Origin of the sequence: Brevundimonas sp. 'scallop' (assembly GCF_011045535.1) — a bacterium.
Taxonomy (GTDB): Bacteria; Pseudomonadota; Alphaproteobacteria; order Caulobacterales; family Caulobacteraceae; genus Brevundimonas; species Brevundimonas vesicularis.
Genome location: NZ_CP039382.1, coordinates 74,397 through 100,093, shown reverse-complemented (window position 1 = coordinate 100,093; position 25,697 = coordinate 74,397). Strand labels below are relative to the sequence as shown.

Annotated in this window: 28 protein-coding genes; 9 read left to right on the top strand and 19 right to left on the bottom strand. The window is 66.8% G+C overall.

Annotated elements, in window-relative coordinates; genetic code table 11:
• Positions 1 to 3 precede the first annotated feature (3 nt).
• Together rpsP and rimM are read left to right on the top strand one after the other, a co-directional pair.
• Positions 4 to 555, top strand: coding sequence for a 30S ribosomal protein S16 (gene rpsP / locus E4341_RS00490; RefSeq protein ID WP_165114081.1), 552 nt, complete (start codon positions 4 to 6; stop codon positions 553 to 555).
• A gap of 69 nt (positions 556 to 624) precedes the next feature.
• Positions 625 to 1,152 (top strand): ribosome maturation factor RimM, encoded by a 528-nt coding sequence (gene rimM, locus E4341_RS00485; protein ID WP_165114078.1) that lies wholly within the window; start codon positions 625 to 627, stop codon positions 1,150 to 1,152.
• Here rimM and E4341_RS00480 read toward each other — a convergent pair.
• A complete protein-coding gene (locus tag E4341_RS00480) occupies positions 1,149 to 1,322 on the bottom strand; it encodes a DUF1508 domain-containing protein (protein WP_084375307.1) in 174 nt (57 codons plus the stop codon). The genes rimM and E4341_RS00480 overlap by 4 nt on opposite strands.
• A gap of 159 nt (positions 1,323 to 1,481) precedes the next feature.
• Between E4341_RS00480 and E4341_RS00475 the strand changes: the two genes are divergently transcribed.
• Positions 1,482 to 2,198, top strand: coding sequence for a glutathione S-transferase N-terminal domain-containing protein (locus E4341_RS00475; RefSeq protein WP_165114075.1), 717 nt, complete (start codon positions 1,482 to 1,484; stop codon positions 2,196 to 2,198).
• Between the two features lie 56 nt (positions 2,199 to 2,254).
• On the top strand, positions 2,255 to 2,650 hold the full coding sequence (locus E4341_RS00470; RefSeq protein WP_039245841.1) for a DUF3597 family protein: 396 nt from the start codon (positions 2,255 to 2,257) through the stop codon (positions 2,648 to 2,650).
• A 14-nt stretch (positions 2,651 to 2,664) separates the two neighbouring features.
• On the opposite strand, the gene E4341_RS00465 is transcribed toward E4341_RS00470, so the two are convergent.
• From E4341_RS00465 to E4341_RS00430, 8 genes are all read right to left on the bottom strand, one after another.
• Positions 2,665 to 3,849, bottom strand: coding sequence for a benzoate/H(+) symporter BenE family transporter (locus E4341_RS00465; protein ID WP_240893587.1), 1,185 nt, complete (start codon positions 3,847 to 3,849; stop codon positions 2,665 to 2,667).
• A gap of 57 nt (positions 3,850 to 3,906) precedes the next feature.
• Entirely contained in the window at positions 3,907 to 4,704 is a 798-nt protein-coding gene (locus tag E4341_RS00460) for an enoyl-ACP reductase (RefSeq protein ID WP_165118453.1), read from the bottom strand.
• 101 nt (positions 4,705 to 4,805) lie between these two features.
• Positions 4,806 to 5,684 (bottom strand): UTP--glucose-1-phosphate uridylyltransferase GalU, encoded by an 879-nt coding sequence (gene galU / locus E4341_RS00455; RefSeq protein ID WP_165114072.1) that lies wholly within the window; start codon positions 5,682 to 5,684, stop codon positions 4,806 to 4,808.
• Positions 5,685 to 5,767: 83 nt separating this feature from the next.
• Complete coding sequence (locus E4341_RS00450) at positions 5,768 to 6,835, bottom strand: substrate-binding domain-containing protein (RefSeq protein WP_165114067.1); 1,068 nt, start codon at positions 6,833 to 6,835, stop codon at positions 5,768 to 5,770.
• A gap of 79 nt (positions 6,836 to 6,914) precedes the next feature.
• Positions 6,915 to 7,727 (bottom strand): phosphonate ABC transporter, permease protein PhnE, encoded by an 813-nt coding sequence (gene phnE, locus E4341_RS00445; protein WP_165114062.1) that lies wholly within the window; start codon positions 7,725 to 7,727, stop codon positions 6,915 to 6,917.
• Positions 7,724 to 8,740 (bottom strand): phosphate/phosphite/phosphonate ABC transporter substrate-binding protein, encoded by a 1,017-nt coding sequence (gene phnD, locus E4341_RS00440; RefSeq protein WP_165114057.1) that lies wholly within the window; start codon positions 8,738 to 8,740, stop codon positions 7,724 to 7,726. Before phnD ends, phnE begins: the two co-directional genes overlap by 4 nt.
• The gene (gene phnC / locus E4341_RS00435) at positions 8,737 to 9,546 is read right to left on the bottom strand and encodes a phosphonate ABC transporter ATP-binding protein (protein WP_055808912.1); all 810 of its coding nucleotides are present in this window, start codon (positions 9,544 to 9,546) and stop codon (positions 8,737 to 8,739) included. The genes phnD and phnC overlap by 4 nt, the downstream gene beginning before the upstream one ends.
• A gap of 106 nt (positions 9,547 to 9,652) precedes the next feature.
• Positions 9,653 to 10,882 carry a DUF2254 domain-containing protein gene (locus tag E4341_RS00430; protein ID WP_165114038.1) on the bottom strand — a complete coding sequence of 410 codons (1,230 nt, stop codon included), beginning with the start codon at positions 10,880 to 10,882 and terminating at the stop codon, positions 9,653 to 9,655.
• 229 nt (positions 10,883 to 11,111) lie between these two features.
• Here E4341_RS00430 and E4341_RS00425 point away from each other — a divergent pair, with 229 nt between their 5' ends.
• Positions 11,112 to 12,377 (top strand): type III PLP-dependent enzyme, encoded by a 1,266-nt coding sequence (locus E4341_RS00425; protein WP_165114035.1) that lies wholly within the window; start codon positions 11,112 to 11,114, stop codon positions 12,375 to 12,377.
• 213 nt (positions 12,378 to 12,590) lie between these two features.
• Complete coding sequence (locus E4341_RS00420; RefSeq protein WP_039245978.1) at positions 12,591 to 13,646, top strand: deoxyhypusine synthase; 1,056 nt, start codon at positions 12,591 to 12,593, stop codon at positions 13,644 to 13,646.
• A 61-nt stretch (positions 13,647 to 13,707) separates the two neighbouring features.
• Here the strand turns inward: E4341_RS00420 and E4341_RS00415 are convergent, their stop codons facing one another.
• From E4341_RS00415 to E4341_RS00395, 5 genes are all read right to left on the bottom strand, one after another.
• Positions 13,708 to 14,856 carry a GTP-binding protein gene (locus E4341_RS00415; protein WP_165114028.1) on the bottom strand — a complete coding sequence of 383 codons (1,149 nt, stop codon included), beginning with the start codon at positions 14,854 to 14,856 and terminating at the stop codon, positions 13,708 to 13,710.
• Between the two features lie 41 nt (positions 14,857 to 14,897).
• Positions 14,898 to 15,122 (bottom strand): alkylphosphonate utilization protein, encoded by a 225-nt coding sequence (locus E4341_RS00410; protein ID WP_055754537.1) that lies wholly within the window; start codon positions 15,120 to 15,122, stop codon positions 14,898 to 14,900.
• 150 nt (positions 15,123 to 15,272) lie between these two features.
• A complete protein-coding gene (locus E4341_RS00405) occupies positions 15,273 to 17,312 on the bottom strand; it encodes an NAD(+) synthase (protein WP_165114024.1) in 2,040 nt (679 codons plus the stop codon).
• Between the two features lie 88 nt (positions 17,313 to 17,400).
• A complete protein-coding gene (map, locus tag E4341_RS00400) occupies positions 17,401 to 18,168 on the bottom strand; it encodes a type I methionyl aminopeptidase (RefSeq protein WP_165114021.1) in 768 nt (255 codons plus the stop codon).
• The gene (locus E4341_RS00395; protein ID WP_165114018.1) at positions 18,165 to 18,377 is read right to left on the bottom strand and encodes a ParD-like family protein; all 213 of its coding nucleotides are present in this window, start codon (positions 18,375 to 18,377) and stop codon (positions 18,165 to 18,167) included. The genes map and E4341_RS00395 overlap by 4 nt, the downstream gene beginning before the upstream one ends.
• A 391-nt stretch (positions 18,378 to 18,768) precedes the next feature.
• On the opposite strand from E4341_RS00395, the gene ftsY reads away from it, so the two are divergent.
• The 3 genes from ftsY to E4341_RS00380 all read left to right on the top strand — a co-directional run bounded on the left by ftsY (position 18,769) and on the right by E4341_RS00380 (position 21,039).
• On the top strand, positions 18,769 to 19,704 hold the full coding sequence (ftsY, locus tag E4341_RS00390) for a signal recognition particle-docking protein FtsY (protein WP_165114015.1): 936 nt from the start codon (positions 18,769 to 18,771) through the stop codon (positions 19,702 to 19,704).
• Between the two features lies 1 nt (position 19,705).
• Positions 19,706 to 20,326: an inner membrane-spanning protein YciB gene (locus tag E4341_RS00385; protein ID WP_165114004.1), complete on the top strand. Its 621-nt coding sequence runs from the start codon at positions 19,706 to 19,708 to the stop codon at positions 20,324 to 20,326.
• A 98-nt stretch (positions 20,327 to 20,424) separates the two neighbouring features.
• Positions 20,425 to 21,039, top strand: coding sequence for a MarR family winged helix-turn-helix transcriptional regulator (locus E4341_RS00380; protein ID WP_165113999.1), 615 nt, complete (start codon positions 20,425 to 20,427; stop codon positions 21,037 to 21,039).
• Here the strand turns inward: E4341_RS00380 and E4341_RS00375 are convergent.
• The 5 genes from E4341_RS00375 to E4341_RS00355 all read right to left on the bottom strand — a co-directional run bounded on the left by E4341_RS00375 (position 21,036) and on the right by E4341_RS00355 (position 25,633).
• Complete coding sequence (locus E4341_RS00375) at positions 21,036 to 21,410, bottom strand: phasin family protein (protein ID WP_240893586.1); 375 nt, start codon at positions 21,408 to 21,410, stop codon at positions 21,036 to 21,038. The two genes, E4341_RS00380 and E4341_RS00375, sit on opposite strands and share 4 nt — an antisense overlap.
• Positions 21,411 to 21,502: 92 nt before the next feature.
• Positions 21,503 to 22,276: a creatininase family protein gene (locus E4341_RS00370; protein WP_165118451.1), complete on the bottom strand. Its 774-nt coding sequence runs from the start codon at positions 22,274 to 22,276 to the stop codon at positions 21,503 to 21,505.
• A gap of 47 nt (positions 22,277 to 22,323) precedes the next feature.
• The gene (locus E4341_RS00365) at positions 22,324 to 22,941 is read right to left on the bottom strand and encodes a TetR/AcrR family transcriptional regulator (protein WP_165113977.1); all 618 of its coding nucleotides are present in this window, start codon (positions 22,939 to 22,941) and stop codon (positions 22,324 to 22,326) included.
• Positions 22,941 to 24,551, bottom strand: coding sequence for a DHA2 family efflux MFS transporter permease subunit (locus E4341_RS00360; protein ID WP_055754527.1), 1,611 nt, complete (start codon positions 24,549 to 24,551; stop codon positions 22,941 to 22,943). Before E4341_RS00360 ends, E4341_RS00365 begins: the two co-directional genes overlap by 1 nt.
• Positions 24,548 to 25,633 (bottom strand): HlyD family secretion protein, encoded by a 1,086-nt coding sequence (locus E4341_RS00355; protein ID WP_165113973.1) that lies wholly within the window; start codon positions 25,631 to 25,633, stop codon positions 24,548 to 24,550. The genes E4341_RS00360 and E4341_RS00355 overlap by 4 nt, the downstream gene beginning before the upstream one ends.
• Positions 25,634 to 25,697: the final 64 nt, after the last annotated feature.

Sequence of the window (25,697 nt, the reverse complement as noted above, 5' to 3'; positions counted from 1 at the left end):
GAAATGCTGAAGATTCGTCTGGCCCGCGGCGGCGCCAAGAAGCGCCCCTACTACCACATCGTCATCGCCGACTCGCACTCGCCGCGCGACGGCAAGTTCATCGAGAAGGTCGGCAGCTACAACCCGATGCTGCCCAAGGACGGCGCCCAACCGCGCGTCGCCCTGAAGGTCGAGCGTATCGCCGAATGGCTCGGCAAGGGCGCCCAGCCGACCGACCGCGTCGCCCGCTTCCTGTCGCAGGACGAGACCCTGGGCCAGAAGGTCAAGTGGACGCAGTCGAACAACCCGAACAAGGGCGCTCCGGGCAAGAAGGCCCAGGAACGCGCCGCCGAGCGCGCCCAGCGCGAAGCCGACCGCCTGGAAGCCGAAGCCGCCGCCAAGGTCGAGGCCGCTGAAGCCGCCGCCCGCGCCAAGGAAGAGGCCGCCGCCGCCGCCGAAGCCGCCAAGAACGCTCCCGCTGCTGAAGAAGCGCCTGCCGAAGAGGCTCCGGCCGCTGACGCCGCCGCAGAGGAAGCCCCGGCTGCTGAAGCGACCGAGGAAAAGGCCGAAGGCTAAGGCTTTCGGTTTGACGATGATCAGGGCGGCGTCTTTCGACGCCGCCTTTTTCATGGGTTAAGAACACGCATGACCACGGACAGCAGATTGATCCTCGTCGGCCAGATCGGCGGCGGCTTCGGCGTGCGGGGCGAGGTGCGGGTGACCGCCTTCACCGCCGACCCCCTGGCCCTGACCGCCTATGGCCCTCTACTACGCGCCGATGGGACCGTGGCCCTGACCCTGACCTCGACGCGGCCCGACAAGAACGGCGTCGTCGGTCGGGCCAAGGAGATCACGACCAAGGAACAGGCCGACGCGCTGCGCGGCCTGAAGCTGCACGTCCCCCGCGACCGGTTCCCCGAGCCGGACGAGGACGAGTTTTACCTCGCCGACCTCTTGGGCGTTCAGGTCCGCGACACGGCGGGCGCCGTCATGGGCACGGTGAAATCGGTCCAGAACTTCGGCGCCGACGACATGCTGGAGATCGCGCCCGCCGCGGGCGGCCCGACCTGGTATCTGCCCTTCACCAAGGAAGCGACGCCGGAACTGCATCTGGCCGACGGCTGGCTCATGGCCGTGCCGCCGACTGAGGTGGGCGAGCGCGAGCCCGATTAGGCGTCCTCTATGGGCGCGTCGCCGACGTGCTTCTTGATCGATTCGATCGCCCGCTTGGCGCCCGACTTGTCTGCGTAGCCTTCGGTCGAGAAGATGACCTCGGAATTGTATTTGAAGCGGACGCGGTATTCGCCGGCCTTGTCCTGATAGACTTCGAACTTGTGCGCCATCGGGCGTTTCCCTGACTGCGACCGTCGATCGGTCACGGCAAGGCTGGCATCGCTAGCTGTACGGTTCCAGACACAAGGCCGCGATCAAATGGCGCCGGTGACTGTTGCGAAGGCTGCGGACCGCGCCAACATAAGGGCGACAACCCGCAGAGGCCCGCCATGACCGACCTGTCCGCCTTCCCGATCACGCAACGCTGGCCGGCCCAGCATCCCGATCGCATCCAGCTGTATTCCCTGCCGACGCCCAACGGCGTGAAGGTCTCGATCATGCTGGAAGAGGTCGGCCTGGCCTATGAGCCGCACCTGGTCGATATCACCAAGAACGAGACCTGGGGGCCGAAGTTTCTGTCGCTGAACCCCAACGGCAAGATCCCCGCCATCCTCGATCCGAGCGGCCCGAACGGAAAGCCGCTGGCCCTATTCGAATCCGGCGCCATCCTGATCTATCTGGCGGAAAAGACCGGCAAACTGCTCTCGGCCGACCCGGCGACCCGCTACGAGACGATCCAGTGGGTCATGTTCCAGATGGGCGCGATCGGCCCGATGTTCGGCCAGTTGGGCTTCTTCCACCGCTTCGCCGGCAAGGACTACGAGGACAAGCGCCCGCGCGACCGCTACGTCGCCGAAAGCCGCCGCCTGCTCGGCGTGCTGGAGACGCGGCTCGCCAACGACGGGGGAGAGCCCCGCGACTGGCTTGTTGGCGACTACTCCATCGCCGATGTCGCCACCCTGGGCTGGGTCCGCAACCTGATCGGCTTCTACGAAGCGAAGGAGATCGTAGGCTTCGCCGATTTCCCGCGCGTCGCCGCCTGGCTGGAGCGCGGCCTGGCGCGCCCCGCCGTCCAGCGCGGCCTCAACATTCCGGCGCGCGACTGATCTGAACCTCGCCCCGTCGGTCGCGTTGTCTGCTCACACCAACAGGAGCGCGACCGATGGGCATCTTCTCTTCGATCTGGAACAAGATCACGGGCCACAAGCCGAAGGCGGCTCCCGTTCCACCGCCGGCCTCGACGGCTGGAATCCCGGCGCCCAACGCAGCGCCGGCCCCGACCGCCGCGCCGGCCTTGCCGCCCGTCGATGTCGAGGCGGTGCTCAGCGATCTGGCGGCGTCCAAGGGCGGCGGCGGCAACTGGCGCACCTCGATCGTCGATCTGCTGAAGCTGCTGGACCTGGATTCCAGCCTGGCCGCCCGCAAGGAGCTGGCCGAGGAACTGAACGTCCACGCCGGCGAGCACGGCTCGGCCGAACAGAACATCGCCCTGTCCAAGGCCGTCTGGAAGAAGCTGGCCGAAAACGGCGGTCAGGTCCCGGCCTCGCTGCGCGACTAGCCCCCTGAGCTGGATCAGGCCGTCGGTCTGATCCAGCGCATCGCGGCCAGCGCCGCAAACCCAACGACCAGACCCCAGAAGGCCGATCCGACGCCGAACAGGGTCAGGCCAGACGCCGTCGCCGCAAACGTCAGCACAGCCGCCTCGCGCGATCCCACCTCCGTCATCATATTCTGGAGCGCGCCCGTCAGCGGCGCGATCAGGGCCAGACCCGTCACCGCCGCGAGCACCGCTGGCGGCATGGCGATGAACAGTCCCGCCAGCGGCGCGGCGAACAGCGCCACGACCAGATAAAGACCGCCGTAGATCACGCCCACGATCCAGCGCTTGGCGACGTCGGGGTGCGCGTCCGTCGCGGTGCAGATCGCCGCCGTGATCGCCGCTAGATTGACCCCGTGCCCGCCGACCGGCGCGATCAACAGGCTGGCGACGCCGGTCGACAGGATCAGTCGGTTGGCGGGCGGCGGATAGCCGGCGCTCTGCAGGACCACCAGCCCGGGCAGGTTCTGGGCCGCCAGCGTCACCAGAAACAAAGGAAAGCCCAGGCTGACCGCCGCCTTCCAGTCGAAGACGGGCGCGACCGGCTCCAGATGGCCGAACAGTCCGGTCCCGGCCGGCAGGGCCAGCTGCCCCCGCATCGCCAGCACCGCAAGGGCCGCCGCCAGCACGGCGGGCAAGGCCCAGGTCGGCCATAGCCGTCTGAAGATCAGGAACACCACGATTAGCCCGACGATCAAGGCCGTCTCGTCCGGCGCCACCTTGAACAGTCTCAGCACGAAGGGCAGCAGCACCCCCGCCAGCATGGCCGAGGCGATGGCCGCCGGGATCCGCGCCGCCAGCCGCCCCAGCACCGGGATCAGGCCGGTCAGGATCATCAGCAGGGCGGCGAAGACGAAGGCGCCGATGGCTGTCGGCCAGGACAGGCGCAGGGTCGAGGCCGCCAGCAGGGCCGCCCCCGGCGTGGACCAGGCCAGCACCACGGGGATCTTCAGCCGCCAGCTCAGAAAGGCGCCGGGCAAGCCGATGCCGAGGCACAGGGCCGTCACCATCGACCCGATCTGGCCTGCGTCCGCCCCCAGGGCCTGGCCGGCCTGGACCACCAGGGCGACCGTCCCGCCAAAGCCGATCACCGTCGCCACTGCGGCGGACGAAAAGGCCGAGGCGGGCAGGGCGCGCATGGAAAAGGCCGGAGCAGTCATGCCCCGGCCTTAAACCGTCGCTTCAGGTGGCGGAAGGCTGGGATCAGCCCTCCCTGATCAGCCTTCGATGTCTTCCGGCAGGCCCACGGCGTGGAAGCCGGCATCGACGTGGACGACTTCGCCCGTGGTCGAACGGCCGAGGTCCGAACACAGCCACAGGGCCGCGCCCGCGACGCCCTCCATCGAGGTCTCTTCCTTGATCAGCGAGAACTGGGCCGACTTGGAGTGCAGGCCGCGCCCGCCCGAGATGCCGGCCAGCGACAGGGTGCGCATGGCCCCGGCCGAGATGGCGTTGACGCGGATGTTCTTGGGACCCAGGTCGCGCGCGATATAGCGGGTCGCGGCTTCCAGCGCCGCCTTGGCCACGCCCATCGTGTTGTAGTTCGGAATGACCCGCTCGGACCCCAGATAGGTGAGGGTGATCAGGCTGCCGCCGTTCGGCATCAGCTTGGCCGCGCGACGCGACACGTCCACGAAGCTGAAGGCCGAGATGTTCATGGCCAGAAGGAAGCTGTCGCGCGTGGTGTTGTCCACGAAGCTGCCCTTCAACTCATCCTTGTTGGCGAAGGCTATCGAATGGACGACGAAGTCGATCGTGCCGAAGGTCTTTTCCAGTTCGGCGAAGGCCGCATCCATCGAGGCGTCGTCGGTGACGTCGGCCGGGATCAGCAGCTTGGCGCCGACGCTTTCGGCCAGCGGGCGCACGCGGCGCTCCAGGCTCTCGCCCAGATAGGTGAAGGCCAGCTCGGCGCCTTGGGCGGCCAGCTGCGAGGCGATGCCCCAGGCGATGGAGCTGGAGTTGGCCACGCCCATGATCAGGCCCTTCTTGCCCTTCATGAGGTCGCCGGTCGGCATGTCCCAGCCTTCGGAAGTCGCCATGGTTCGTCTCCTGATGATTTGCGCGGAGGGTTAGCAGGGGCGGGCGTAAACCGGAACCCCCGCCGCCTTCCCTAGCGTCAGAGCAGACCCGCGATCGCCTGGCGCGCCGCATCGCCCAGGTCAGGGCGTTTCAGGGCCAGGGCGACGTTGGCGCGCAGCAGGCCGATCTTGTCGCCGCAGTCGTGGGTCACGCCGGCATATTCGACGGCGGTGAAGCTCTGGTCCGCCATCAGTCGCGCCATGGCGTCGGTCAGCTGGATCTCGCCGCCCGCGCCCTTTTCCTGCGTCGCCAACAGGTCGAAGATTTCCGGCTGCAGGATGTAACGGCCCGAGATCGACAGGTTGGATGGCGCGGTTCCGGCGGCGGGCTTTTCGACCATGCCCTTCATGACGATGCGCGATCCATCGCGGCTGACCGGATCGACGATGCCGTATTTGTGGGTCTGATCTTCCGGGACGGATTCCACGCCGATGATGTTGCCGCCGGTTTCGGCATAGACCTCGGCCAACTGCTTCAGGGCGCCGGGCTGAGAATCCACGATGACGTCGGGCAGGATGACGGCGAACGGCTCGTGGCCGATGATGTCGCGCGCGCACCAGACGGCGTGGCCCAGGCCCTTGGGCTGCATCTGGCGGGTGAAGCTCATCTCCCCGGCCGAGGCCAGTTCGGCGTTCATCATCTCCAGGATGTCAGTCTTGCCCTTGGCCAGAAGCTGGGCTTCCAGCTCGATCTGGTGATCGAAATAGTCCTCGATGGCGCCCTTGGAGCGGCCGGTGACGAAGACAATGTGCTCGATCCCGGCTTCGCGCGCCTCTTCGACGATGTAGGACAGGATCGGCCGGTCGACGACGTTCAGCAGTTCCTTGGGAGTCGTCTTGGTGCCGGGCAGGACCCGGGTGCCGAGGCCCGCGACGGGCAGTACGGCCTTGCGCAGGCGCGCGGGCGTGGTGGTCATCAAATCATCCTGACAGCTATCCCGCCCCTTCTACCCGGTGCGGACCGGCGAAAGAAGGGGCGGAACGGCGGTCGGGTTCCCCCTTACTTGGCGGGGCGGGCCATCGGGGTCATGGCGGCGATGGTCGCGCGCTGGGCCAGCAGTTGGTCTTCCGGCAGCGGGATCAGGCCGCGGTCGGCCAAATAACCGCCCTTGCCGGCGGCGCCTTCCGACAGGAACTCCTGCACGAACTGCTGCAGGCCCGGAATGACGCCGATATGGGCCTTCTTCACATAGATGTAGAGGCTGCGCGACAGCGGGTATTCACCGCTGGCGATGGTGTCGGCGGTCGGGGCCACGCCGTCGATGGTCTCGGCCTTCACCGTGTCCAGGTTCTGTTCCAGGAACGAGTAGCCGAACACGCCCAGCGAACCCGGAGTGCGGGTCAGGGTCTGGACGATGGCGTTGTCGTTCTCGCCGGAATCGATCCAGGCGCCGTCCTCGCGCAGGGTGTGGGCGATGCCTTCAAACCGGTCCTTGTCGCCTTCGATCGCCTTGGCCGCCGGCACCAGCTTGGCGCCCGGCGTCATGCCCAGCTCCAGGAAGGCGTCGCGCGTGCCCGAGGTGGGCGGCGGGCCATAGACCTGGATGCGCTGGTTCGGCAGGCCGGCGTTGACCTGGTTCCAGGTCTTGGCCGGATTGGCGACGAACTGACCGTTGGCGCCCGGCACTTCCTTGGCCAGGCCTTCGTACAGGTCGTTTAGTTCGAAGTTGAAGCCGTTGCCGTTACGGGCCGTGGCGATGACGATGCCGTCGAAGCCGATCTTGATCTCGACGATGTCGGTGACGCCGTTCTTGGCGCACAGGTCGAACTCGGACTGCTTCATCTGACGCGAGGCGTTGGCGATGTCCGGGGTGGTCGGGCCGACGCCTTGGCAGAAGGCCTGAATGCCGCCGCCGGTGCCCAGCGATTCGACGCGCGGCGCCGCGCCGCCCGAACCGCGTGCGAAGGTCTCGGCGACCCGCGTGGCGAAGGGGAAGACGGTCGACGAACCGGCCGCCCAGATGCCGGAGCGCGCGCCGGAGGCGGAGCCGCCCCCGCCGTTGTCGCCACAGGCCGCCAGGGCCAGAAGGGCGGCGGCCGAAGCCGCCAGTTTCAGTGTGCGGATCATCCAAGGCTCTCCCTGAGCATCGATTTCGCGATGCTTAGAGCAGAGGATTATGACAGTCCCGCGAAGGGACCCGCCACCGCTACAGCAGGCGGCGGCGCATCACCTGCGACAGAGTGTCGATCAGGGTCACGGCAACCACGACGACGATCACGATGGCCGAGACGGCGCGGAAATCGAAGGCGTTCATGCTGTCGAACAGCACCTGGCCGATGCCGCCCGCGCCGATCAGACCCAGCACGGTCGCGGACCGGCTGTTGGATTCGAAACGGTACAGGGCGAACGAGGTCCACAGCGGCGCGACCTGAGGCAGGACGCCCCAGACGATCTCGTGCAGCTTGCCGGCGCCGGTGGCGCGCACGCCCTCGACCGGACCCTTGTCGATCGACTCGACCGCTTCCGAGAACAGCTTGGCCAGAACCCCGGCCGTGTTCAAGGTGATGGCCAGGACGCCCGCCAGAGGCCCCAGGCCCACGGCGGTCACGAACAGCAGGCCGATCACCAGATCCGGCACCGAGCGCAGCAGGTTCATGATCCAGCGCACCGGCGTCACGACCCAGACGGGCGCGATGTTGCGCGCCGCCGCCAGACCCAGCGGGATACCCAGGATCACGGCCAGGAAGGTGCCCCACAGGGCGATCTGCACCGTCTCCCACATCTTGGCGACGAACATCTTCCAGTCGCTGAAGTCAGGACGCAGCAGGTCGTGGACGAACAGCTGGGTGCTGTCGTTGCCGGCGAACAAACGCGAGATGTTGCCCAGATCGACCGCGTCAATGCTGTACAGCAGGACGGCGGCGACGCCGCCCCAGACGAGGACGTCGGCGACCCAGGAGAGGGCGGACTTCTTGGGCGCCGCCGGAATCGCGACGGCGGGAGACGCGACTGCGGTCAAGGCCGGACCTCACGCAGGCTGCGCAGGCGTTGAAGCTCGCGCTCGGCGGCGGCGGCGGCGGCCGTGTCGCCCTTGGCGCGGGCCTCGCCCAGTTTCTGGTCGGCGATCATCTCGCGGATCGGGTCCAGATAGCTGTCGTCCGCGGCGGTGAAGCGGGAATATTCCAGGTCCGCCAGAACCTTGCGCTGGCGCTCGGCCTCGGCGCCTTCGCCCTGGCCATAGGTCAGGAAGAAGCCGCGGATCTTTTCCTTCAGCGCAGGATCCAGATCCTCGCGCACGACGATGCCGCTCTCGGGGATCGGCGGCGAGGTCCAGATTTCCTCGATCTGGCCGGCCAGCTGCGGGTTTTCCTTGCGCATGAAGATGGTGTTCACGCTGTTGGAGGTCGCCACGTCGATCACGCCGGTCGCCACGCCGAAGGCGTTGGCCTGGTGGTTGGCCGAGCGCACGGTCTTGAAGCACTGGCTGGGGACCACGCCGCGCGGATTGAACAGGAAGGTCAGCGGGGCCAGGGTGCCCGACGTCGACTGGGCGTCGCCGATGCCGAAGTTGTACTTCTTGCCGCACGCCATGACCTGATCCAGCGTGATGCCCGATCCCTTCTTGACGATCAGGGTCGACTGATAGCTGTCCAGACCCTCGCGGTTGACGGTGCGGGCGATGACCTCGGCCTTGGCGCGGTCGATGGCCTCGACCTCAGGCTTGGCCGAGAACCAGCCCACCTGGGTGTGGTTGCCGCGCATGGCCTCGACCAGGACGGTGTAGTTCGAACCGAAATAGGGCTTCACCGGCACGCCGATGGCCTTGGACATGTCGTCCAGCAGCGGCTGCCACAGCGGGCCGGCCGAGGCTTGGCCTTCGGCGGACAGGATCGAGAAAGTGATCTCGCTGGGCGCGCCGCCCGCAGCCTTCTTGTCCTCGCCGCCGCCGCAGGCCGCCAGGCCCAGCATCATGACGGCGGCGCCGGCCGCAGCGATTAGACGGCGGGTGGGGGAAATGCGCGACAGGCTCATGCCTTGGTCTCCCAGAACGCGTCCTCGAACTCGGGACCGTAGATTTCGATCAGGCGCTTTTGGTCCAGCGCCGTGGACGGGCCGTCATAGACGATCTTGCCGCCTTGCAGGGCGATGACGCGGTCGCAGTAGCGGATGGCGTAGTCGACCTGGTGCAGGGTGACGATTACCCCCATGCCGTCGCGCTTGTTCAGCTCAACCAGCAATTCCATGACCTTACGGGCGGACACCGGGTCCAGCGAGGCGACGGGTTCGTCGGCCAGAATGGCCTTGGCGCCCTGCACGATGGCGCGGGCGATGGCGCCGCGCTGTTGCTGACCGCCGGACAGGGTGTTGGCGCGCTGGGCGGCGTAGTCGCTGACGCCGACGCGGTGCAGGGCCGCCATGGCCTTGTCCTTGTCCGCCTGGGGCCACAGGCCCAGCAGGCCCTTCCATCCAGGCAGACGCCCCAGCGCGCCCAGCATGACGTTGGAGAACAGGCTCAGTCGCCCGACCAGATTGAACTGCTGGAAGATCATGCCCAGCTTGCCGCGCGCCTTGCGCACGGCGCCGGTGACCCGGCCGTCCTTCTGCACGGTCTCGCCGAACACCTGGATCGTGCCGGCGCCGGCGTCGATCGACTGCAGGCCGGTGATGGAGCGGAGCAGGGTGGACTTGCCCGAACCGGACGGACCGATCAGGGCGACCATTTCGCCGGAGGCCACGGAAATCGAGACGCCGTCCAGCGCCTTTCGCGATCCGAAGGTCTTCGACACGTCACGCGCCAGGACTAGCCCAGGGGCGGCGGCGGCTGCGGATGAACTCATGAACTCGCTAGGAGGCTATGGCGAAGGGGCGCCGCAATAAGCTGAAATCGCGCTCGGGCAAGTCCTAATCGCACGTCGGGCGCAATCTCGTCCAGACCCGAGCCGTTCAGGAGCCTTCTGCCGCACCCTTCACCCGGGCGTAGTCCGCCGGAATCGGCAAGGCGGCGCGCGATCGCTCAAGCGCCTGATCGGCCATGGTCTGGACCGGCGCGGCCAGACAAGGGATCGAGGCCAGCGCCTTCAAGCCTTTTTGCAGTCTGATGGCGACCGCAACGTCGCCGGCCCCGTAACGGGCGATCGGGCCGAACAGATCGTCGAGCAGATCGTCTTCGGAGACGCCCGGCATCATCAGGCGATCGCGCAGGGTCCGCTTCTCGTCTTCCCCGCCGTGTCGGGCCCAGATGTCCATCAGCCTCACGCCGGTCGACACCACCTGAATGGCCGTTCCGGGATCGTTGATACCAGGCGACAGAGCCTTGGCGGCGATCTCGCCCAAAACGATCAGGCCGAAACGCGGGTCTTGATCATAGGAGCGCGAGTCTCCGATCGCGAAGGCGGAGCAGAAGGCGTCCTGGGCCTCTTTGTCGCAGGCCGGCAGGCTGATCCGGGCGAGGACCTCCCCGCGTCGCACGAAGGCGCCGGGCGCGGCGACCACCTCGACCTGGCAGTCTCGTTTCTCGGCCATGGCCTGCAGGCGATCGGGATCGACGTTCTGGACATAGCCGGTTTCCGGCGCCGTCACGTCCGCGCCGTTTTGCAAATGCCCCTCGCGCCCGCCCAGAAATGGATTGTCGCGCCGCTGTTCCAGCGCCTCGCGGGCCCGGGCCTCGACCAGATCGATCATGTGACCGACCCGCGCCAGGCTGGACAGACGGTTGATCCAGGCCAGGAGGCGAAACGCCACCAGCCCCACCATGACGAGGCTGACCAGGAACAGGATCGCCCGGCCGTTCTGGCCGTAATAATGGGCGTTGATCGCGGTGACCGCGACGATGGCGTAGAGAAAGGCGCCGACGAAGGTCGCCAGCGATTTCTGGGTTTCGTCATCGCTGGTGACCAGGGCCGCGACACGCGGACTGGCCGCCGACGACACCGACGTATAGGCCGTGACCATGGCGCCGACCGAAAAGGTCGCCACGCCCAGCAGGCTGGACGCCAGGATCGTCAGGATTGATTCTACAGACTCTCCGCCCAGACGCTCGGCCATCTCCTGCGGCACCCAGGGGGCCAGGGCGGCGGCCAGCAAGGCTGCGGCGACGCCCGCGACGGCATAGGCCGTGGCGCGCACCCACAGCTGACGCCGCATCTTGCGCCAAAAGAACAGCCATCGGTTCATAAAACCCTCCGATCATCGCAACGGCGCAGAACGGTCAAGGTTGCCGCTGGATCGTGTCGTGGAGGGCGCAGAGCGGATTTGTGACAGTCAAACCTAAGACCCGCCACGAAAAAACCTCTTTACATGACAGTCGCGCGTCCCCATATCGCGCTCTCCGGCGGACCCCGTAGGTCCTGTCTGCGCCGCTAACGCCGGTCTGGGTTTAACAATTAGCAGGGGGTTACGTGAATTGCGCACGTATCAGCTTCCCCTGGACCTGGTCCGTGAGCGGTCCCCTGAACGTCCCGTCGCCCTCGTGCGGCCGCGTTCGGTTTCCGTAGCGGCGCGCTGGTTCCAGGATAATCTAAAGGCCGACGTCTTCTACGCTGTGAAGGCCAACCCTTCGCGCTGGGTCGTCGAAACCCTGATCGAGGCCGGCGTTCGCGGCTTCGACGTGGCGTCCATCGCCGAGATCGAGCTGGTGCGCTCGGTCAGCCATGACGTGCGCCTGGCCTTCATGCATCCGGTCAAGAGCCGGTCTGCAATCACCAAGGCCTACTTCGATCACGGCGTGCGCACCTTCTCGCTCGACTGCATCGACGAGCTGAACAAGATCCTCGACGCCACCGGCGGCGCGGACGACCTGAACCTGATCGTGCGCATGGCCGTCTCGGCCGACGGCGCCGCCTATACGCTGTCGGGCAAGTTCGGCGTGTCGTCGGATCAGGCGCCGGCCCTGCTGATGGCGACGCGCCAGGCGGTCAAGGACGGCCTGATGGGCGTCTCCTTCCACGTCGGCAGCCAGTGCATGCGCCCGACCGCCTATCAGGCCGCCATGGCCCAGGTCGGCCGGTCGATCAGCCGTGCGGGTGTGATCGTCGATATCGTCGATGTCGGCGGCGGCTTCCCGTCCGTCTATCCGGGCATGGTTCCGCCGGACATGAGCGAATACGCCGACGCCATTCATCGCGGCTTCAGCGAGATGCCGGTGTCGGAAACGACCGAGCTGTGGTGCGAGCCCGGCCGGGCGCTGGTCGCCGAATCCTCGTCGATCCTGGCCCGTGTCGATCTGCGCAAGGGCGACGCCCTTTATCTGAACGACGGCTCCTACGGCTCGCTGTTCGACGCGACCCACTCGCGCTGGCCCTTCCCGACCAAGCTGGTTCGGGACGGCGAAAGCGCGGGCGATCTTAAGGCGTTCCAGTTCTACGGCCCGACCTGCGATTCCATCGACCATATGCCGGGACCCTTCTGGCTGCCGGCCGATGTGCGCGAAGGCGACTTCATCGAGATCGGCATGCTGGGCGCTTACGGCGTGGCCATGTCGACGGGCTTCAACGGCTATGGCGAACACGACATCGCCGCAGTCGAGGACGCCCCGATGGCCTCGCTGTACGGCCTGGCCCCGCGTTCCATCCCCACCGTGCGCACCACGGCGGAAGAGAACGCCCGCAAGGTCGTGCGCCTTTCACGGCCCAAGGGCAAGGCCGGTCAGCGCAAGTCGCGCCGGAAATAGGACGCTCCATCTGACATCCGTCATCCTCGGACTTGATCCGAGGATCGGCCGCTCTGCGTCTCCTTTACAAGAAGGGCGCGGCGGAACGTCCGACCCTCGGATCAAGTCCGAGGGTGACGGCCGATGGTTGGGCGTCTATCGGTCCTGTCGGTCGCTCCGTCCCGGCACGTCTGCTTGTTCGACGGGCGCTCAAATCACAGGGAAACCGCCGAAATGAACGCTCCCGTTCAATCGAACACCAAGGCCCAACTGCTGCAGAATGTCGTCGAGCACGTCGACATCACCAGCTTCGATGCGCGCCCGATCATCGACTCGATGCGCAAGATGTCCTTCTCGTCGCGCGACACCGCCCGCGCCGCCGACATCTTCTCGATGGCCATCGAGGACAAGGACTGCTCGCCCTGGCTGATCCTGGCCGGTTCGACCTCGGCCGGCGGCTGCATGCACGTCTACCGCGACATGGTGAAGTTCGGCATGGTCGACGCCGTGGTCGCCACCGGCGCCTCGATCGTCGACATGGACTTCTTCGAGGCCTTGGGCTTCAAACACTATCAGGCGGCCGGCGAGGTGGACGACAACGTCCTGCGCGACAACTACATCGACCGGATCTACGACACCTATATCGACGAGGAAGAGCTCCAGGCCTGCGACCACACCATCCTGGAGATCGCCAACCGCCTGGAGCCGCGCGGCTATTCCAGCCGCGAATTCATCTGGGAAATGGGTAAGTGGCTGAGCGAGGGCAATGCGAAAAAGCCCGGCTCGCTGATCCAGACCGCCTATGAAGAGGGCGTGCCGATCTTCTGCCCGGCCTTCGTCGACTCCTCGGCCGGCTTCGGTCTGGTGAAACATCAGAAGGAACGCGCCGCCGCCGGCCAGCCCTATCTGATGCTGGACGCCATCGCCGACTTCCGCGAACTGACCGACATCAAGATCGCCGCGGGCGTCACCGGCCTGTTCATGGTCGGCGGCGGCGTGCCCAAGAACTTCGCCCAGGACACGGTCGTCTGCGCTGAAATCCTGGGTGTCGAGGCCGAGATGCACCGCTATGCGGTTCAGATCACCGTCGCCGACGTCCGCGACGGCGCCTGCTCGTCCTCGACGCTGAAAGAGGCGGCCTCCTGGGGCAAGGTCCAGACCACCCACGAACAGATGGTCTTCGCCGAGGCCACCACGGTCGTCCCCCTGATCGGCTCCGACGCCTACCACCGCGGCGCCTGGAAGGCCCGCGACAAGCGCCGCTGGAACAAGTTGTTCGAGAAGGGCTGAACAAAGAAAAAGGCCGGTGGATTGCTCCGCCGGCCTTTTGTCTGTCTGTCCACCTTTGAGATCAGGCGGCGCAGGCCTCGAAGCCCGCCTTCAGCGCGGCTTCGTCCAGATCGCGGCCGATGAAGACGGCGCGGCTCCAGCGGCGTTCGGCGGCGCCCCATTCGCGTTGCAGGTCGCCCTCAAGGATCATGTGCACGGCCTGGAAGACCAGGCGGCGGTTCTCGCCCTTGACGTCGATGATGCCCTTGGCGCGCAGGATGTTCTGACCCTGCTCGCCCAGCAGCCGGTCCAGCCAAGCGGTGAACTTGGCCCCGTCCAGCGGCCGATCCAGAGACAGGGAGATGCCCTTGATGTCGTCCTGGTGGGCGTGCCCCCTGACTCCGTGAGAATGGGCGCCGTGATCGTGATCGTGGTGATGTTGGTCGTGCCCGTGATCATGGTCATGGTCATGGTCGTGGTCGTGGTGGTCATTACCGCAGTGTTCGTCATGCACATGGCCGTCCGCGCCGTGCGGCGGGTTCACGAAGTCCGGCTTGACCTCGAGAATGCGCTCCAGATCAAAGGCGCCCAGGCCCAGCACCTGATCCAGCGGCACGTTCGACCGCTCGGCTCGCACGATGGGCGCCAGAGGGTTCAGCGCCCGTAGACGCGCCTCGACCGCGTCCAGTTCGTCAGCCGTCGCCAGATCGACCTTGTTCAGGATGATCCGATCGGCGAAGGCCACCTGCTCGCGCGCCTCTTTGGAGTCGTCCAGGCGCGCCATCACATGTTTGGCGTCGACCAGGGTCGTGACGCTGTCCAGCTGCGTCTTGGCCTTGACGTCCTCGTCCACGAAAAAGGTCTGGGCCACCGGACCGGGGTCGGCGAGGCCCGTCGTCTCCACGATGATGGCGTCGAAGGCGGGCTTGCCGGGACGTTGGCGCTTCATCAGGCCGGCGACCACACGGATCAGGTCGCCCCGTACCGTGCAGCAGACGCAGCCGTTGTTCATCTCGAACACGTCCTCGTCGGCGCCGACCACCAGGTCGTTGTCGATGCCGATCTCGCCGAACTCGTTGACGATGACGGCGTAGCGCTTGCCGTGATCCTCGGTCAGGATGCGGTTCAGCAGCGTCGTCTTGCCCGCGCCGAGATAGCCGGTCAGGACGGTGACGGGGATCTTGCCGTTCGTTGCGGCAGTCGAGGTCGGGGCGGCGAGAGTGTCGGTCATAGGCCGCTAGATGGCGGCTGCATCGCGCGAAGGGAAGAGGGTCAGGCCTTCTTCACGAACTCGGTGCGCAGGACCAGGCCGCGCACCTTCTCCACATTGGCCTCGATCTCGTCCGTGTCGCCGGTGAGACGGATGTTCTTGACCAGCGTCCCGCGCTTCAGCGTGACCCCGCCCGATCCTTTGACCTTCAGATCCTTGATCAGGGTCACGCTGTCGCCGTCGGCCAGGATGTTGCCGTTGGAGTCTTTGGTCACGTCGTCGGTCATGGCCAAGCTTCTAGCGGCGCGTCTCCTCCCCATGCAATGGGGAGGGGGACCACGAAGTGGTGGAGGGGTTCTTCTACCCACACAGCCAAGAGCCCCTCCGTCTCTCCGCTATGCTTCGAGCCACCTCCCCGCAAAGCGGGGAGGAGACGGTCAGTCCGGCACGTTTGCGTCCAGCTCGTCCAGCCACACCCGCGCATTGCCGTCGGACGGCGCACGCCAGTCGCCGCGCGGCGACAGCGATCCGCCCGTCACCACTTTCGGACCATTCGGCAGGGCCGACCGCTTGAACTGCGATGTCTGGAAGAAGCGGATCAGGAACTTCCTCAGCCAAGCCTTGATGGTCGCCAGGTCGTACTCGACCTTTTCGTCCTCGGGCGTGTTCGCCGGCCAGTCGCCCGCGCCCGCATCGCCCCAGGCCTGGTGCGCCAGGAAGGCGACCTTGGACGGCTTCAGGCCGAACCGGCTGATGTAGAACAGGAAGAAGTCGTTCAGCGCATAGGGACCGACCGTGCCCTCGGTCGACTGGATCACCCCGTCTTTCGCCGGCACCAGCTCGGGCGAAATCTCGGTGTTCAGAATGGCGTGCAGCGTGTCACGCGCGCCCGCGCCGATCAGGTCGCCCGCCGCCACCCAGCGGATCAGGTGCCGGATCAACGTCTTCGCCACCCCGCCGTTGACGTTGTAGTGGCTCATATGGTCGCCGACGCCGTATGTGGCCCAACCCAGCGCCAGTTCCGACAGATCCCCGGTCCCCAGCACGAAGGCCCTGTGCTGGTTCGCCAGCCGGAATAGATAGTCGGTCCGCAGGCCCGCCTGCACGTTCTCGAAGGTGATGTCATGCACCGGCTGACCCTCGGCATAGGGGTGGCCGATGTCCTTGAACATCTGTTCGGCGGCGGGACGGATGTCGATCTCTGCGCCCGTCACGCCCAGCGCGGTCATCAGCGCCCAGGCATTGGACTTCGTCGCATCCGAGGTCGCGAACGCCGGCATGGTGAACGCCAGTATGTCCGTTCTCGGCAGATCCAGCCGGTCGAAGGCGCGACAGGCCACCAGCAGGGCCTGGGTCGAATCCAGCCCGCCCGACACGCCGATCACCAGCGACTTCGCGCCTGTCGCCGTCATGCGGCGCATCAGCCCTTGGACCTGGATGTTGAACGCCTCGTAGCAGTCCTGATCCAGCCGCCCGGCGTCGTCGGGCACGAAGGGGAACCGGTCCAGAGGCCGGATCAGCTCGCTGGCCTCATGGTCCTGGCGCGCCATGAAGGGCACGACCGCCGCCGGCTCGCCTTCGTTTCTCGCGCATTCGGCGAAGGTGCCGTTGCGCAGACGATCCAGCCCGATCCGGTCCACGTCCACATCGGCGATCGTCAGATGGCTGTCCAAGGCGAACCGCTCGCCCTCGGCTAGTTTCGACCCCAGTTCGTGGATGGTCGCCTGACCGTCCCACGCCAGGTCGGTGGTGCTCTCGCCCCAGCCCGAGGCGGCGAAGACATAGGCCGACAGGGTGCGGGCCGAATGGCTGGCGCTCAGCATCGCCCGCTCGTCCGCCTTGCCGATGACGATGTTGGACGCCGACAGGTTCAGCAGGATCCGCGCGCCCGCCAATGCGGCCCGCGTCGAGGGCGGCAGCGGCGCCCAATAGTCCTCACAGATCTCGACCGAGAAGACGAAGCCCGGCCGATTGACGGCCTCGAACAACAGGCCCGGCGCGAAGTCCACCGTCTCGCCGTTCAAAGCGATCACGTCCTCGGCGCGCGCCGTCGCCGGCGCGAACCAGCGTTTCTCATAGTATTCGCGGTAGTTGGGCAGATAGGTCTTGGGCACAACGCCCAGAACCTCGCCGGACCCGATCACCACCGCGCAATTATACAGGGCGTCGCCGTTGCGGATCGGCGCCCCGACCACCGCCACGACATCTGCCTCGGCCGTCGCCTCGGCCGCCACGGCGATCTGTCGCTCAACCTCGTCCAGCAGCGCCGCCTGCATATGCAGATCGTCGATGGCGTAGGCCGACAGCGACAGCTCGGGAAACACCATCAGGTCCACGCCCTGTTCGCCCGCCTGACGGATCAGCGCGACGTGCTCTTGCCCGTTCGCCCTGGGGTCGCCCGGATGGCTGACCGGCGTCGCCGCCGCCACGCGCACGAAGCCGTGGGTCTTGGGAGAATGGAACAGAGCATCAGCCATCGGATCGTCCGCATCACCCGGCCCGCGCCGGTCGTCGGCCTTCATATAGGCGCGAATGATGAAGGGACGGAATCTCTCCTTCGCGCGCCTATGCGCCCCGCTTCTCGTCCGGCCTCAGGGTCAGGACCCGCACGCCCTCCTTCGTCACCGCCACCGTATGTTCGAACTGGGCCGACAGTTTTCCATCGGAGGTGACCACGGTCCAGCCGTCGTCCTCGGTCAGGACCGTGCGCACGCCCTGGTTCAGCATCGGTTCGATGGTGAAGGTCATGCCTTCGCGCAGGGTTACGCCGGTCCCGGCCTTGCCGAAATGCAGCACCTGCGGCTCTTCATGCATCTCGCGCCCGATGCCGTGCCCGCAATAGTCGCGCACCACCGAATAGCCGGCCTTCCTGGCGTATTTTTCGATGGCGAAGCCGATGTCGCCCAGTTTCGCGCCCGGGCGCACCGCCTGAATGCCCTTCCACATCGCCTCATAGGTGGTGCACACCAGCCGCCGGGCCTGCGGTCCCACAGATCCGATCAGATAGGTCTTGGAGGAATCGGCGATGAAGCCGTCCTTCTCGAGCGTGATGTCCAGATTGACGATGTCGCCGCTCTTCAGGATGTCGTCCGCCGTCGGCACGCCGTGGCAGACGACCTGGTTGATCGAGCTGTTCAGTACAAAGCCATAGCCATACTGACCCTTGCTGGCCGGCCGCGCCTGAAGGTCATCGACGATGAAGGCCTCGACCCGTCGGTCGATCTCCAGCGTGCTCAGCCCCTCAAGCGTCATTGCGTCCAGATGGGTGAAGACCGAGGCCAGCAGCCGCCCCGCCTCGGCCATCAGTTCGATCTCGGCCGGCGTCTTGATCACGCGGCGGCATCCTTCAGAACAGGCGCATCCACACCCGCCGCCCTCAGCTCGCGCGCCACCAGCTCCTGGAACGTCACGCCGGGGTGTGTCTCACACAACATGCCGATCCTGATCCAGAACGCCGCCTGAGCGTTAATCGACCGATAGGACGCCTTGGCGGCGCGACGCAGCTGCTCGTGCAGTTCGTCCTCGATATTGACGATGCCCATGATACTCCCGCGCTATATGAAACGTATGCGCAGCGCATATTCTTTGTTGATCGGCTCCACAAGCGCAAGCGTCGCTCGATGATCTTCGCCGCTGCCATCTGCGCCGCCAGAGGCTTGCACCTGATGACGGAAGAAAATGATCGACAGCCATCCAAACTGGCGGCTCCAACCCTTGCGCTTTCAACGGTTTGCCGATTTCTCGCGGCCTTCCGCCATCGTCGATTGTGCGTGGCCTATAATCCTCGCCTTCGCACTCACGATAACAGGGAGGTCTCGATTTCAGGTCAATTAGACGAATTAGACGGTGTTTTGTCGCCGACCGTCTGAAACAGCGCGGACGACCTTCGCGAATGCGGATGACGTTGGCCTTCGCCCCCGCTAAAGCCACTGCATGAACGACACGCCGAAAAAGGGCTGGTTCCAGCGCCTGTCCGCTGGGCTCTCGCGCTCCTCCAAACAGATGACCGATCAGGTCGTCGCCACCTTCGTCAAGGAGCCTCTGTCCGAGGCGTCGCTGGAGCAGCTGGAGGAGCATCTGCTGGAGAGCGATCTCGGCCCTGCCGCCTCGGCCCGGATCGTCGAACGCTTTCGCGGGATGAAGTTCGGCAAGGACGCGCCCGAGCGCGAGGTCAAGGAGGCCCTGGCCGAGGCGGTCGCCGCCGAACTTTCGCCGCGCCAGGCGACCTTCGACCCCCTGTCCGGCCCCAAACCCTATGTCGTCCTGTTCGTCGGGGTGAACGGGTCGGGCAAGACCACGACCCTGGGCAAGATCGCCGCCGATCTGACGGGCAAGGGCGCCAAGGTGATGATCGTCGCCGGCGACACCTTCCGCGCCGCCGCCCGCGAACAGCTGAAGGTTTGGGCCGAGCGCGCCGGCGCCGACTTCGAAAGCCGTCGCGACGGCGCCGATGCCGCGGGCCTAGCCTTCGACGCCTATACCAAGGCGCGGGCCGAAGGCTACGACGTCGTCCTGATCGACACCGCCGGCCGACTGCAGAACAAGTCCGCCCTGATGGACGAACTGCTCAAGATCGTCCGCGTGCTGAAGAAGGTCGATCCCGAGGCGCCGCACGACACCCTGCTGGTGCTGGACGCCACGGTGGGCCGCAACGCCCTGGCGCAGGAACAGATCTTCGGCCGCACCGCCTTCGTGACCGGCGTGGTCATGACCAAGCTGGACGGGACGGCGCGTGGCGGCGTCCTGGTGCCGGTGGCCCAGGCGTCCGACGCCCCCCTGATGCTGATCGGCGTCGGCGAAGGGGTCGAGGACCTGCAACCGTTCGACGCCCGCGCCTTCTCCCGCTCGCTCGTGGGACTGGAAGACTGACATGACCGAGACGCCTAAGAAGGCTTCCAACATCCGCCAGGCCGTCGACTTCGGCGCCCTCGTGGCCTTCATGGCCGCCTATGCGGTCAACCGGTTCGCGCGCGGTCTGGACGGGCAGGAAGCCCTGGTCCAGGCGACGTGGGTCCTGGTGGGCGCCTCGCTGATCGCCCTGATCGTCGGCTATGTGGTGGAGCGTCGGCTGGCGCCCCTGCCGCTGCTGACCGGCGGGTTCGCCCTGATCTTCGGCGTGCTGACCATCGTCTTCCACGATCCGAACCTGTTGAAGATCAAGCTGTCGATCCAGAACGGCCTGCTGGCGGTCGTGCTGCTGGGGTCGCTGCCGCTGAACCGCTATCCGTTCAAATATCTGCTGGGCGAGGCGATCCGCATCACCGACGCGGGCTGGCGCGGCCTGACCCTGCGTTACGGCCTGTATTTCGCGGCCGTCTGCATCGTCAACGAGATCGTCTGGCGCACCCAGTCCGATGACACTTGGGTCGCCTTCCGCGGCGGCCTGTGGATCGCCTCGGCCGTGTTCGGCGTCTGGCAGGTCTTCTTCATCATGAAGCACCTGATCAAGGACGACGAGCCGGCCCCCGTCTCGCCCGATACCGGGCTCTAGGCGCCAAGCGGAACTGTCACGGAACCGACGCGCTTTCCCCGTCAAATCGTAAAGCAGAGCTGATACGTGTTCGGACGAAACTTCAGGGGAGCGGCGCGATGGTGAAGGCGGGAAAAGCGGCAAGGAAGGTCGGGCCCCTGGCCACCTCGCCCAGCCACCTGATGCACCGCGCCCTGCAGCTGGCGCTCGACATCTATGCCGAGGAGACCGGCGCCGACGGCCTGACCCAGCGCCAGTTCGCGGTGCTGGAGGCTGTCTCGCTCAAGGCCGGCCTGACCCAGACCGAACTGGTCCGCATGACCGGCATCGACCGCTCGACCCTGGCCGATCTGGTCACGCGCATGACCAGCAAGGGCCTGCTGGAGCGGGAACGCTCGACCCTGGACGCCCGCGCCAAGGCGGTGCGTTTGTCGGCTGAGGGCGCCGCCCGATTGGAGGCCGCGCGGCCGCTGGTTGAGGCCGCCGACAAGCGGATCATGGCCCTGCTGCCCAAGGGGCAGCGCGAGACATTCCTCAATCAGCTGGCCGATCTGGCCGCCGCCGCCGACGCCGCTCCCGACGCGGCAAAGGCCGAGGCCAAGGCCGCCAAGAAGGCGCTGAAGGCGGTCGAGAAGGAAGCGCGCAAGGCCGAAAAGGCCGCCAAAAAGGCCGACCGCCCTGCCAAGCCCGCCAAGGTCAAGAAGCCCAAGCTAAAGCTGGTCGAGCCGGCCTAGCGCGTCTTGCGCAGCCGTTTGGCGTTGGCGGTCGCGGTCTTGTGGATCGGGGCCAGCGCCTCGGCTTGGGCCTTCAGCAGTTCGCCGTTCAGGGTCATGGCCTGGGCCGCCGCCCGGCTCCACCAGCCCATGGCATAGCTGAACTGGGCTTCGGCCGCCTTGGCCGGGGTGCGGGCCTGGGTGACGGCCGCCGCCGCTCGCAGGGCATGGGCGCTTTCGTCCAGTGCTACGCGGCCCAGCCGCTGGCCGATGGCCCCGGCGCTGGCGGCCAAGGCGTCGGCGGAGGCGGACAGCGCCTCGGTCTTCTCGGAGCTCATCAGCGACAGCTCCTTGAAGTCCTGCCCCTTGGCGCTGGTCAGGCCCTGCGCCATCAGCCCGGTCCGGGCCGCGATCACCTCGGCCGAGGCGGCCAGGATCTCGGCGCCGACGACGGCCGCGTTGGCGGCTGTGGGGGTCTTGCGGGTCAGAGCGACGCTCCCGGCTGGGTCTCTGCGGCGAAGGCCGCGATGTCGCTCAACAGGGCGGGAACCGCCGCGTCGATGATCTGCTGGCCCTTCTCGGGGCTGGCCTGGGCCGGGTCCGAGCCGATCCGGCCGTCGGGGAAGCGGGCGCGATAGTCCAGGGCGTCGCGGATCGGCCCGTTCGGCGCGATCTGCGGGCTGTAGTCGGCGGTCTTGATCCGCTCGGGATAGGCGGCCTGCGTCACCGCGATCTCGGATGGGGTGGCATGCATGCCATGGCCGGTCGGAAACAGGCGGTTGCACAGGCCATGGACGCCGGGCAGGTCCCACCAGTTCTTCAGCTTCAGGATGAAGGGTGGGCTGTCCTCGACGAAGCTCCACTCGGCGTAGATTTCCGAGATGGTCGCCTCGATGGTCGCGACGTTCCCGCCGTGACCGTTCAGGAAGTAGATTCGCTCGAATCCGTGACGGCTCAGGGACGACACCCAGTCCGTGATCGCGGCCATGAAGGTCGAGGGGCGCAGGCTGATGGTGCCGGCGAAGGCCAGGTGATGCTGAGCCATGCCGATGTTGAAGGTCGGGGCCACGATCAGGTTGGCGTCGGTCTTTTCGGCCGCATGGGCGATGATCTCAGGGCACAGCCAGTCGGTGCCCAGCAGCCCCGTCGGCCCGTGCTGCTCGTTGGAGCCTATGGGCACGACCACTGTCCTGGACAGGGGACCGCCGTCGTTCAGTCGCGCATCGATTTCGGGCCAGGAGGACAGGTGGATCAGCATGAAGGCGGTCTCAAGCGACATGGTGCGGCGACTGTAGCGCGCCGGGCTCAGGAAGTCTTGGCGGCCGTGGCGGGCGGATGGGCGGCCATGAAGATGCGCGCGGCCTCTCTGGCGCGGCCTGCGCGTTTGTCGGCCTCCAGCTGCGGCACGTCCAGCATGGCGCGCAGATGGCCGTGGCCGAGCACCAGGCCGGCGAACATCTCGGCCGCCTCTTCCGGATCGGCGACGCTCATCCGGCCCAGCCGCGTCTGTTCCGCCAGCCAGGCGCCCAGTTCGCGCAGGCTGCGACGCGGGCCGGCCTCATAGATGGCGTGGGCGATGTCAGGCGCCTCGACCGAGACCAGGGCGACCCCGCGCATCGAGCCGACCTTGTCGCCGCTGCACACCCGGTTCAGCAGCGTCAGGGCCAGGGTCTCCAGCACCGTCTGCGGATCGCCGGCGCCGCGCAGGGGGGCGACGATATCCTCGACCCGCTTTGACGCCAGGGCCTGGGCGATCTCCAGCTTGGAGGCGAAGCGATTGTAAACCGTCTGTTTGGAGACGCCGGCCAGTTTGGCGATCTCGTCCATCTTTGCCTGCAGCCCCTTTTCGGCGAACAGGGTCGCGGCGGCGTCCAGGATCGCCTCGCTCTTGCGTTCATCGACCTGCCCGAGACGGCGCGCCATCAGTGGACGTCCGAGGGCGGTGCGCCGGCCTGCGCCTTCACCGGCTGGGCGGCCAGGGTGACGAACGCGGCGCCCGCGCACAGGATGGCCAGCAGGGCGAAGGCGTCGCCGAACGCCATCGTCGTCGCCTGTTTCTGCAACATCCCGTAGATGGCCTTCATCGCCGAGGCGGCCGGGTCGATGGAGCCGGCGAACCGCTGGGCCATGCCGGCCATCATGTTGCGCATCGCCTGGTCGCCCTGACCGATGGCGCTGGTCAGTTCGCTCATGTGAAGGGCCGTGTTGGACGTCAGGCTGGTGTTCAGGATCGCCAGGCCGAAGGCGCCGCCGACGTTGCGCGACAGGTTCACCAGCCCCGAGGCGTTCTTGACCATGTGCGGCGGCAGGGTCGCCATCGTCACCTGCTGGGATGCGATCATGGCCAGCATCACGCCGACGCCGCGGAAGGCCTGGACCGAGGCGAAGTTCCAGAAGCCCCAGTCATCGGTGACGACGCGCGCCTCCCACATCCCCCAGGCGCACAGCATGAAGCCGCCGAACATCAGCACCCGCGCATCAAGCTTGCGCACCAGTCGTCCAGCAAAGGGGCCGGTGGCGAACATGGCCAGGCCGGACACGACCATGGTGGTGCCGACCTCTGAAGACGAATAGCCGAGCACGCGGCCCAGGAAGAGCGGCAGCAGGAAGGTGCCGCCGAACAGGGCGAAACCGACGATGAAGGTCATGATGAAACCGACCAGGAAGTTGCGATTGCCAAAGGCGCGCAACTCCACGATCGGCTGGCGATAGGTCAGGGACCGCCAGATGAAGATCGGTCCGGCGACCGCCGCCACGACGGTCAGCAACAGGATGTGGGTGTCGTCGAACCAGTCGTTCTTGGCGCCCTCTTCCAGCACGAACTGCATCGACATCAGAAAGGCGGCCATCAGGCCCAGGCCCCACCAGTCGAAGCCCTTGGCCAGCGACGGATCGCCCTTGTCGAAGTTGCCGTAGCGCCCGACCAGGAACAGCACCAGCAGGCCCGGCCCCACGTTGATGAAGAACAGCCAGCGCCAGCTCAGCCACTCCGTCAGATGCCCCCCCAGCGTGGGTCCGACGGTCGGCGCCAGGGTGACGATCAGGCCCATGACCACGCTGGCGGTGACGCGCTTGTCGGGCGGAAAGGCGGTGAAGGCGACGGCGAAGACGGTCGGGATCATGGCCCCGCCCACAAAGCCTTGGATGGCCCGGAACAGGATCATCATGTCGATCGACGACGACAGGCCCGTGGCGATGCTCATCAGCACGAAACCCGCACAGGAGACCAGGAACAGCCGCTGCGTCCCCCACAGCCGCGACAGGAAGCCCGACAGCGGGATCATCACCACCTCGGGGATCAGATAGGCGGTCTGGATCCAGCTGATCTCGTCGGCCGAGGCGCCGACCCCCGCCTGGATCTGAGGCAGGGAGGCGGCGACGATCTGGATGTCCAGAATGGCCATGAACTGGCCCACCACCATGCCGGCGAAGCCCAGCAGCAGCATGGTCCAGTTGATCTCGGGATGGCCGGCGACGGGACCCTTTTGCGCGACAGGGGCCCCGCCATCTGCGGCGGGGTTGGCGGCGGTCACTGGCCTGCGGCTCCCGTCGTCGTGGCGGCTTCGGCGAAGCTCTGGCCGCCCTGGCTCTTCAGGTCGATCTTGACGTCCACCGACAGGCCGGGACGCAGAGCCAGGCTGCGGTCTGCGCCGCTGACGACGATGCGGACGGGCACGCGCTGGGTGATCTTGGTGAAGTTGCCTGTGGCGTTCTCGACCGGGATCAGGGCGAACTCCGATCCAGTGGCGGGGGCGAAGCTGTCCACGCGGCCCTCGATCTTGCGGCCGGGGAAGGCGTCGGCGGAAATCTCGACAGTCTGGCCCAGGCGCACCTTGTCCAGCTGCGTCTCCTTGAAGTTGGCGACGATGTAGGTGTTGGTCAGGGGCACGACCGACAGCAGTTGCGTGCCGGCGTTGACATACTGGCCGGGCCGCACGCTGCGGGCGCCGACGACGCCGGCGACCGGAGCGCGGATCACGGTGCGCTCCAGCGCGATGCGAGCCTGATCGACGACGGCGCGGGCCTGTTCGACGGCGGCGACGCTCTGCTGACGGGTCGAGCCCAGCACCCCGGCGGTGCGTTGTTCGGCGACCAGGGCAGCCTGGGCCTGCTGGACGCTGGCGGCGGCGGTGGCGGCCGAGGCGCGCTCGGTCTGGATGCGCTGTTGCGAGACCCAGCCCTGTTCGGCCAGTTTTCCATAACGATCGACCTCGGCGCGGGCCAGGCCGGCCTGGGCGTTGGCCTGGGCGACGGAGGCGGCTCGGGCGGCGATGGTGGCCTGTTCCTGCTCGGCCTGGGCGTCGACATGGCCGACGGCGGCGATGGCGGCGGCCAGATTGGCCTCGGCCTGAGCGAGCTGAGCCTTTTGGTCCGAATCGTCCAGCTTGACCAGGATCTGGCCTGCCGCGACCCGCTGGTTGTCGCCCACCAGAACCTCGGTGACCCGGCCGGACAGTTGCGGGCTGACCAAAGTGGTGTCGGCCTGGACGAAGGCGTTGTCGGTGCTTTCCCAACGCTGGCCGTTCACCCACCAGACGATGCCGCCCACGATCAGGGCCAGGCCGACGAGGGCGGCCGCGAACAGCGGCAGGCGTTTCTTGAGTTCAGGCGACATGGAAAATCCGGGGGAGGTGCGGCGTTTTGAAGCGGCGCTAAAATGGACCCCGCCGTCCAAAAAT